Annotated in this window: 7 protein-coding genes and 1 pseudogene; 4 read left to right on the top strand and 4 right to left on the bottom strand. The window is 70.1% G+C overall.

What is annotated here, in order from left to right; translation table 11 throughout:
* Positions 1–243 (bottom strand): annotated as a pseudogene (locus tag ABZ281_RS29475) (hypothetical protein); the annotation flags it as partial.
* Positions 240–1,148 carry a pseudouridine-5'-phosphate glycosidase gene (locus tag ABZ281_RS29470; RefSeq protein ID WP_356660333.1) on the bottom strand — a complete coding sequence of 303 codons (909 nt, stop codon included), beginning with the start codon at positions 1,146–1,148 and terminating at the stop codon, positions 240–242. The pseudogene ABZ281_RS29475 and the gene ABZ281_RS29470, both read right to left, overlap by 4 nt.
* Before the next feature lie 106 nt (positions 1,149–1,254).
* On the opposite strand from ABZ281_RS29470, the gene ABZ281_RS29465 reads away from it, so the two are divergent.
* Complete coding sequence (locus ABZ281_RS29465; RefSeq protein WP_356660331.1) at positions 1,255–1,683, top strand: VOC family protein; 429 nt, start codon at positions 1,255–1,257, stop codon at positions 1,681–1,683.
* Positions 1,684–1,696: 13 nt separating this feature from the next.
* Here ABZ281_RS29465 and ABZ281_RS29460 read toward each other — a convergent pair whose 3' ends face one another.
* Together ABZ281_RS29460 and ABZ281_RS29455 are read right to left on the bottom strand one after the other, a co-directional pair.
* Positions 1,697–2,251, bottom strand: a complete 555-nt coding sequence (locus ABZ281_RS29460; protein WP_356660329.1) for a methylated-DNA--[protein]-cysteine S-methyltransferase — start codon at positions 2,249–2,251, stop codon at positions 1,697–1,699.
* 52 nt (positions 2,252–2,303) lie between these two features.
* Complete coding sequence (locus ABZ281_RS29455) at positions 2,304–3,176, bottom strand: glycerophosphodiester phosphodiesterase family protein (RefSeq protein WP_356660327.1); 873 nt, start codon at positions 3,174–3,176, stop codon at positions 2,304–2,306.
* A 290-nt stretch (positions 3,177–3,466) separates the two neighbouring features.
* Between ABZ281_RS29455 and ABZ281_RS29450 the strand changes: the two genes are divergently transcribed.
* The 3 genes from ABZ281_RS29450 to ABZ281_RS29440 all read left to right on the top strand — a co-directional run bounded on the left by ABZ281_RS29450 (position 3,467) and on the right by ABZ281_RS29440 (position 7,236).
* Entirely contained in the window at positions 3,467–4,333 is an 867-nt protein-coding gene (locus tag ABZ281_RS29450) for an MHYT domain-containing protein (protein ID WP_356660325.1), read from the top strand.
* Positions 4,334–4,373: 40 nt separating this feature from the next.
* Positions 4,374–6,518, top strand: coding sequence for an excinuclease ABC subunit UvrB (gene uvrB, locus ABZ281_RS29445; RefSeq protein ID WP_356660323.1), 2,145 nt, complete (start codon positions 4,374–4,376; stop codon positions 6,516–6,518).
* Positions 6,519–6,657: 139 nt separating this feature from the next.
* Positions 6,658–7,236, top strand: coding sequence for a TerD family protein (locus ABZ281_RS29440; RefSeq protein ID WP_031109141.1), 579 nt, complete (start codon positions 6,658–6,660; stop codon positions 7,234–7,236).
* Positions 7,237–7,489: the final 253 nt, after the last annotated feature.

The following is a 7,489-nucleotide window of genomic DNA, read 5'->3' as shown; positions in this document are numbered from 1 at the left end:
GACGACCGGGTAGGTGTTGCCGTCCTCCCACTCGACGGTCTTCTCGCTCGCCCTGGCGCCCGCGCCGCCCGCCACCGTCCGGATCGAGGCAGCCGTGTCCGTGCCGGCCGCGAGCGGTCCTCGGTGCCGCGCGACGACGTCGGTGATGACGTCCCCCACGACCAGCAGCCCCCGGCCCACATCCGAGCCCGTGCCCCGGGGGCCGGTTCCCCCTCCCGGCCCCGCGCCGCCGACCGCCGTCATCCCCGGGCCCGGGCCGCCGCGATCCGTGCCGCGAGGCGTACGTTGCCGCGGACCGCCGCCAGATTGGCGCTCAGGGAGGCGCCGTCCGTGTGCCGCACCAGATAGTCGAGCAGGAACGGCGTGACCGCCTGCCCGGTGACGCCTTCCTCCTCGCACGCGTGCAGAGCGTCCGCGAGCACGCGCGCGTGCAGGTCCGGATCGAGCTGCTCCTCCTCGGGGACGGGGTTGGCGACGATCAGCGCCGACTCCGGCCCGCCGAGTGCGTCCTGGGCCCGCATGACGCCCGCCACCTGCTCCGCCGTTTCCAGCGTCCAGTCCACCGGATGCCCCGAGTCGGAGAGGTAGAAGCCGGGGAATCGGCCGGTGCCGTACCCCGCCACGGCGACACCCAGCGTCTCCAGCCGCTGCAGGGTCGCCGGCACGTCCAGGATCGACTTCACCCCGGCACACACCACCGTGATGCGCGTGCGCGCCAGCAGACCCAGGTCGGCCGACTCGTCCTGCGTCACCGTCCACTCCCGGTGCACCCCGCCGAGCCCGCCCGTCGCGAAGACCCGCACGCCCGCCAGCGCCGCCAGCAGCGCGGTCGCCGACACCGTGGTCGCCCCGCTCGCCCCCGACGCCACCGCGAGCGGCAGGTCACGGTGGCCGAGCTTGCGGATCCCGTCCTCGTTCGCGACCCGTTCCAGCTGCTCTTTGTCCAGGCCGACGTGAGGACGCCCGTCCAGCACGGCGATGGTGGCGGGGACCGCACCCTCCTGCCGTACGGCCGTCTCCAGCTCCAGTGCCACCTGGAGGTTGCGCGGCCGGGGCAGCCCGTGGGCGATGATCGTGGACTCCAGGGCGACGACGGGCCGGCCCGCGTCGATCGCCTCCCGCACTTCTTCGGACACCACCAGCACCACGCGCCTGCCTCCTGTCAGTAGGTCAGTCGTCTTCCCTCATCTCTGGCGACCGGCGGGCCGGGCCAAACCCTTGCGTGCTGCCGGAGTGGTCACGAGCCTGGGGAGCATGACGGACCACACACCACGTCTCGACCACGTCGTCCTCTGGGTGCGCGACCCGCTCGCCGCCGCCGACTTCTATGAGAAGGCCGTCGGCCTGGAGGCGGTACGACTCGCGGAGTTCGCGGCGGGTGAGGCGCCGTTCCCCTCCGTGCGCGTCAACGACGAGACCATCCTCGACCTCATGCCGCTGAGCTTCGTGGAGCGCATGACGATGCTGCCCGGCTCCGCCGAAAGCGCGGGCCATCCGGTCAACCACGTCTGCCTGTCGCTGCCACGCGGCGATTTCGACGCCCTCCTCAGCCGCCTCGAGGAACGCTCCGTACCGATGTCCGACCTCGCACACGACTCCTTCGGAGCCCGCGGCAAGGCCGCCCGCAGCTTCTACTTCCGCGACCCTGACGGCAACATCTTCGAGGCCCGGCACTACGACTGATCGGGCTCGCTTCCTAAAAGAGCGGCTCCGGCAGTACCCCTTCCAGCGCGAGCAGCCTCCGCTTGGTCTCCAGCCCGCCCCCGAAGCCGCCGATGCCGCCGCCGCTCTCGACGACCCGGTGACAGGGCACCACCACCGGCAGCGGATTGGCGCCCATCGCCATGCCCACGGCCTGGGCGGCGCCCGGCTGACCGACCCGTACGGCCAGGTCGCCGTAGCCGACCACCTGGCCGTACGGCACGCCCGAGGCCAGCTCGCACAGGACCTCCCGGTTGAAGCCGGAGATCAGCGACCAGTCCAGCGGCAGGTCGAAGTCGCGTCGCTCGCCCGCGAAGTACGCCTCGACCTGGCGTATCGCCTCGGCCAGCAGCGGGGAGCCGGGCGCCTCGACGGGCTCGGTGCCCAACCGCGACGCCAGCCGCTCGACGGCCCGGTCCCGCACCGCGTCCGTGGCGTGGAACACGACGTTGACCAGGCCGTCCCGGCTCGCGGCCAGCAGCAACGGCCCGATCCGGCTCTCGACGACCGCCCAGACGACTCGCGGCCCGACCTGCTCTCGGCTGTCCATGCGCCCACAGTAGGACCCACCACTGACAACGCCGCCCGGGCGGAACGCCGGATCAGCCGCCCACGGCCTTTCGCACCACGTCCGGCTTGTTCGTGATGATCCCGTCGACCCCGTACCCGGCCACCCGCCGGGCCGTCCTCGCGTCGTCGACCGTCCAGGCGAAGACCTTCATCGGCCTGCCGTGCGGCCCGTCGAACGCCTGCACGGACGACACGTACGCCGGGGAGAGCGAGCTGTACGAGGGGTTGATCTGGTCGGCGAACTCGGCGCATTCGAGCAGGTCCGACACCGGCGGCGTCCCCAGGAGGCCTGTTTTCACACCGGGCTTCAGCTCGTGCACGGTCCGCACGCTGTCCGCGCTGAAGCTCTGCACGATCAGCCGGCCCGCCAGGTGCGGCCGGTCGAGCCAGCCCTCGTTGCTGAGGACCTTCAACGTCTGCCGCTCGATGCCCGGGTACAGCTCGGGGTTCTTGATCTCCAGGAGCAGCTTCTGGCGATGGCGCTCCAAGCGGTGCACGAACTGCTCCAGCGTCGGCACGCGCACGCCCGCGTACGGGAGTCCGAACCAGCTGCCCGCGTCCAGCCGGGCGATCTCCGCGGCGGTGAAGTCCTGCACCTTCCACGGAGCCCGGCCGGGGAAGACCTCCTCGACGTCGGTGGTGCGGCGCAGGTTGTCGTCGTGGATGACGACCAGCTCTCCGTCCCTCGTGCGCTGCACGTCGTTCTCCACCCAGCGGATGCCCAGCTCCGCCGCTCTGTCCACGGAGGCCAGGGTGTTCTCGGGCGCGTACGCGGAGGCGCCCCGATGCGCGATGACCAGCGGCGGCGTGCCCCCTCCGGCGGCATGGGCGGGGGAGACGGGGAACAGCAGGGCGGCGGTCCCCAGGAGTGCGGTGGTCGAGGCGGCAACAGCGCGCGCATGCATGCGTACTCCTCGCGACGAGCGAACGGCGACATCACAGACAGCACAACTGTGACAGCAGAGGGTCAACGCGAGAGGGGTACAGGATGGCCACACGTCGAACGGAGATGACCCAACTCCGCTCACTGGTACCGCACAACTGCGGCAAGGCCGTGTTTCTTTGCCGGAAAGTCGTTCGACCATTCCGGTGGGGGTCATACTCTCTGCGTCAACCCTGACCGCTCGTGGCGGTCCTGGGAGGGGGCGCACATCAGGAATTCCGGGACGTACAAGGGCGGGAAGGGCAGCCGCGCATGCAGGGCACGGTCGACGGATTCAGCTATGGCCTGGTCACACCCCTGGTGGCCTACTTCATGGCCTGCCTCGGCGGCGCGCTGGGCCTGCGCTGCACCACGAGATCCATGCTCGTCGCCCAGTCCTGGCGCCCCGGCTGGCTCGCCCTCGGCTCCGCCGCCATCGGCTCCGGCATATGGACCATGCACTTCGTCGCGATGATGGGGTTCACGGTCCGGGGGGCCCCGATCCACTACGACAAGGCGATGACCTTCGCGAGCCTGGCCGTCGCCATCGTCATGGTGGGCGTCGGGATCTTCATCGTCGGCTACCGGGGACCCCGCGGGACGGCCCTGTTCACCGGCGGCACCGTCACAGGCCTGGGCATCGCGTCGATGCACTACCTCGGCATGGCCAGCATGAGCCTGGACGGAAAGCTGGAGTACGACACCGTCACCGTCGGCGTCTCCGTCGCCATCGCCATGGGCGCCGCGACCGCCGCCCTCTGGGCCGCCGGCCAGGTCAGGGGCTTCCTGTGGAGCGTGGGCGCCGGCCTCGTCATGGGACTGGCCGTGAGCGGCATGCACTACACCGGCATGGCCGCCCTCAGCGTCCACCTGCACGGCACGGCCGAACCCATCACGGGGGGTTCGCCCGCGAGCCTGCTCGCCCCCATGCTGATCGGGCCCCTCGCCTTCCTGCTCCTCGCGGGCGTCGTGGTGATGTTCGACCCGCTGATGGTCATGGGGAAGCCCACCGTCGTCCCCGTCGAGCACAAGCCCGGCATCCCCGCCCACACCCACGCCCGGCACTCCGCCCACCGCCTGCAGTTCCGCCCCCGCCGCACCGTGGAGCACCGGGGGTCCCGCACCCCGCAGAACCGCTGATCAGAGCCCGTTGTCAGTGCGGGGTCGTACGGTGGATCCCATGCGGCCCGTTTCAAAGATCGAACGCACGGTGGCGCCTTTCGAGGTCGTCAGCCCCTACCAGCCGAACGGCGACCAGCCGACGGCCATCGCCGACCTCGCCCGGCGCATCGGCGCGGGCGAGAAGGACGTCGTGCTGCTCGGCGCGACCGGCACCGGCAAGTCCGCCACCACCGCGTGGATGATCGAGAAGCTCCAGCGCCCCACGCTCGTGATGGCGCCGAACAAGACGCTGGCCGCCCAGCTGGCCAACGAGTTCCGCGAGCTGCTCCCGAACAACGCCGTCGAGTACTTCGTCTCGTACTACGACTACTACCAGCCCGAGGCGTACGTCCCGCAGTCGGACACCTACATCGAGAAGGACTCCTCGATCAACGAGGAGGTCGAGCGCCTGCGCCACTCCGCGACCAACTCGCTGCTCACCCGCCGCGACGTCGTCGTGGTCGCCTCGGTCTCCTGCATCTACGGCCTCGGCACCCCGCAGGAGTACGTGGACCGCATGGTCCCCCTCCGCGTCGGCGAGGAGATCGACCGCGACGAGCTGCTGCGCCGCTTCGTGGACATCCAGTACACGCGCAACGACCTGGCCTTCACCCGCGGCACCTTCCGCGTCCGCGGCGACACCATCGAGATCTTCCCGGTCTACGAGGAGCTGGCCGTCCGCATCGAGATGTTCGGCGACGAGATCGAGGCGCTGTCCACCCTGCACCCGCTCACCGGCGAGATCATCAGCGACGACGAACACCTCTACGTCTTCCCGGCCTCCCACTACGTCGCCGGACCCGAGCGCCTGGAGCGGGCCGTCAACGACATCGAGAAGGAGCTGGCCGAGCGCCTCACGGAGCTGGAGAAGCAGGGCAAGCTGCTGGAGGCCCAGCGCCTGCGCATGCGGACCACGTACGACATCGAGATGCTGCGCCAGATCGGCAGCTGCTCCGGCGTGGAGAACTACTCGATGCACTTCGACGGCCGCTCGCCCGGCTCCCCGCCGAACACCCTGCTGGACTACTTCCCGGACGACTTCCTCCTCGTCATCGACGAGTCGCACGTCACCGTCCCGCAGATCGGTGCCATGTACGAGGGCGACGCCTCCCGCAAGCGCACCCTCGTCGACCACGGCTTCCGGCTGCCCTCGGCCCTGGACAACCGCCCCCTGAAGTGGGAGGAGTTCCAGGAGCGCATCGGCCAGACGGTCTACCTGTCGGCCACCCCCGGGAAGTACGAGATGTCCCGCTCGGACGGCTTTGTCGAGCAGATCATCCGTCCCACCGGCCTCGTCGACCCGGAAGTCGTCGTCAAGCCCACCGAGGGCCAGATCGACGACCTGGTGCACGAGATCCGGCTGCGCACCGAGAAGGACGAGCGCGTCCTGGTCACCACGCTCACCAAGAAGATGGCCGAAGACCTCACGGACTACTTCCTGGAGCTGGGCATCCAGGTGCGCTACCTGCACAGCGACGTCGACACCCTCCGCCGGGTCGAACTGCTGCGTGAACTGCGCGCCGGCGAGTACGACGTGCTGGTCGGCATCAACCTCCTGCGCGAGGGCCTCGACCTGCCCGAGGTGTCCCTGGTGGCGATCCTGGACGCCGACAAGGAGGGCTTCCTGCGCTCCGGCACGTCCCTGATCCAGACCATCGGCCGCGCCGCGCGCAACGTGTCCGGACAGGTCCACATGTACGCCGACAAGATCACTCCGGCGATGGAGAAGGCCATCGAGGAGACCAGCCGGCGCCGAGAGAAGCAGATCGCGTACAACACGGAGCGGGGCATCGACCCCCAGCCGCTGCGCAAGAAGATCAACGACATCGTCGCCCAGATCGCCCGCGAGGACATCGACACCGAGCAACTGCTCGGCTCGGGTTACCGCAAGGCGAAGAAGGACGGCGGGGGCACCAAGGCGCCCGTGCCCTCCCTCGGCAAGGCGGCCGGGGCGGCCAAGTCCGCGAAGGGCAAGGGCAAGGCCGAGGAGACGGTGCCGACCGACCGCCCCGCGGCCGAACTGGCCGGGCAGATCGAGGAGCTCACCGCCCGGATGCGGGCGGCCGCCGCGGAGCTCCAGTTCGAGATCGCGGCCCGGCTGCGCGACGAGGTCTCCGAGATGAAGAAGGAACTGCGCCAGATGAAGGAGGCGGGCCTGGCCTGACAGTGTGCCGCGTACGCGCAGTGTTGCAAGACCGACACAAAGTGCGGACCGGGGTACGTCGCTGTCAGTGCCCCTGCGTAGGGTTCTGGTCAACCGCGATGACGCGGCAACAGGGGACGTTCGAGAGGGGAATCAGCGCGTGACCGTCAACATGACCAAGGGTCAGGCCATCAGTCTGCAGAAGAACGACGGTGGCAGCCTGACTGCGGTTCGCATGGGTCTCGGCTGGCAGGCGGCTCCCCGGCGCGGCCTGTTCGGCTCGCGCACGCGAGAGATCGACCTCGACGCCTCCGCCGTCCTGTTCGCGGACAAGCAGCCGGTCGACGTCGTCTTCTTCCGCCACCTGGTGAGCGACGACGGCTCAGTGCGCCACACCGGTGACAACCTCGTCGGCGGTGTCGGCCAGGGCGGCGACGACGAGGCGATCCTCGTCGACCTCGCGCGGGTCCCGGTCCACATCGACCAGATCGTCTTCACCGTGAACTCCTTCACGGGCCAGACGTTCCAGGAGGTGCAGAACGCGTTCTGCCGCCTGGTAGACGAGACCAACGGCCAGGAGCTCGCCCGCTACACGCTCGCCGGCGGCGGCCAGTACACGGCCCAGATCATGGCCAAGGTCCACCGCGCGGGCCAGGGCTGGTCGATGACGGCCCTGGGCAACCCGGCCAACGGCCGCACCTTCCAGGACCTGATGCCGGCGATCCTGCCGGTGCTCTGACGCACCCCGGGGGTCCGGACCGGCGGGCCCGGCGAGCAGCACACGACGTCACACAACGACACAGGGGGACGAAGGCGATGACGGCCGAGCTGGTGCGAGGGCAGAACCACCCGCTCTCCCAGGCCCGTCTCGAGATCCGGATCTCGGCCGGCTCGCCGATCGTGGCCGTGGCCGCGCTCGGCGACGAGAACGGCCGGATCCACGGCGTGGAGTGGGTGGCCCACCCGGGCGCACCCACCCAGCCGGGAGATCG

The organism is Streptomyces sp. NPDC006265 (assembly GCF_040613555.1).
Taxonomy (GTDB): Bacteria; Actinomycetota; Actinomycetes; order Streptomycetales; family Streptomycetaceae; genus Streptomyces.
This window is presented reverse-complemented; position numbering and strand designations above follow the sequence as displayed.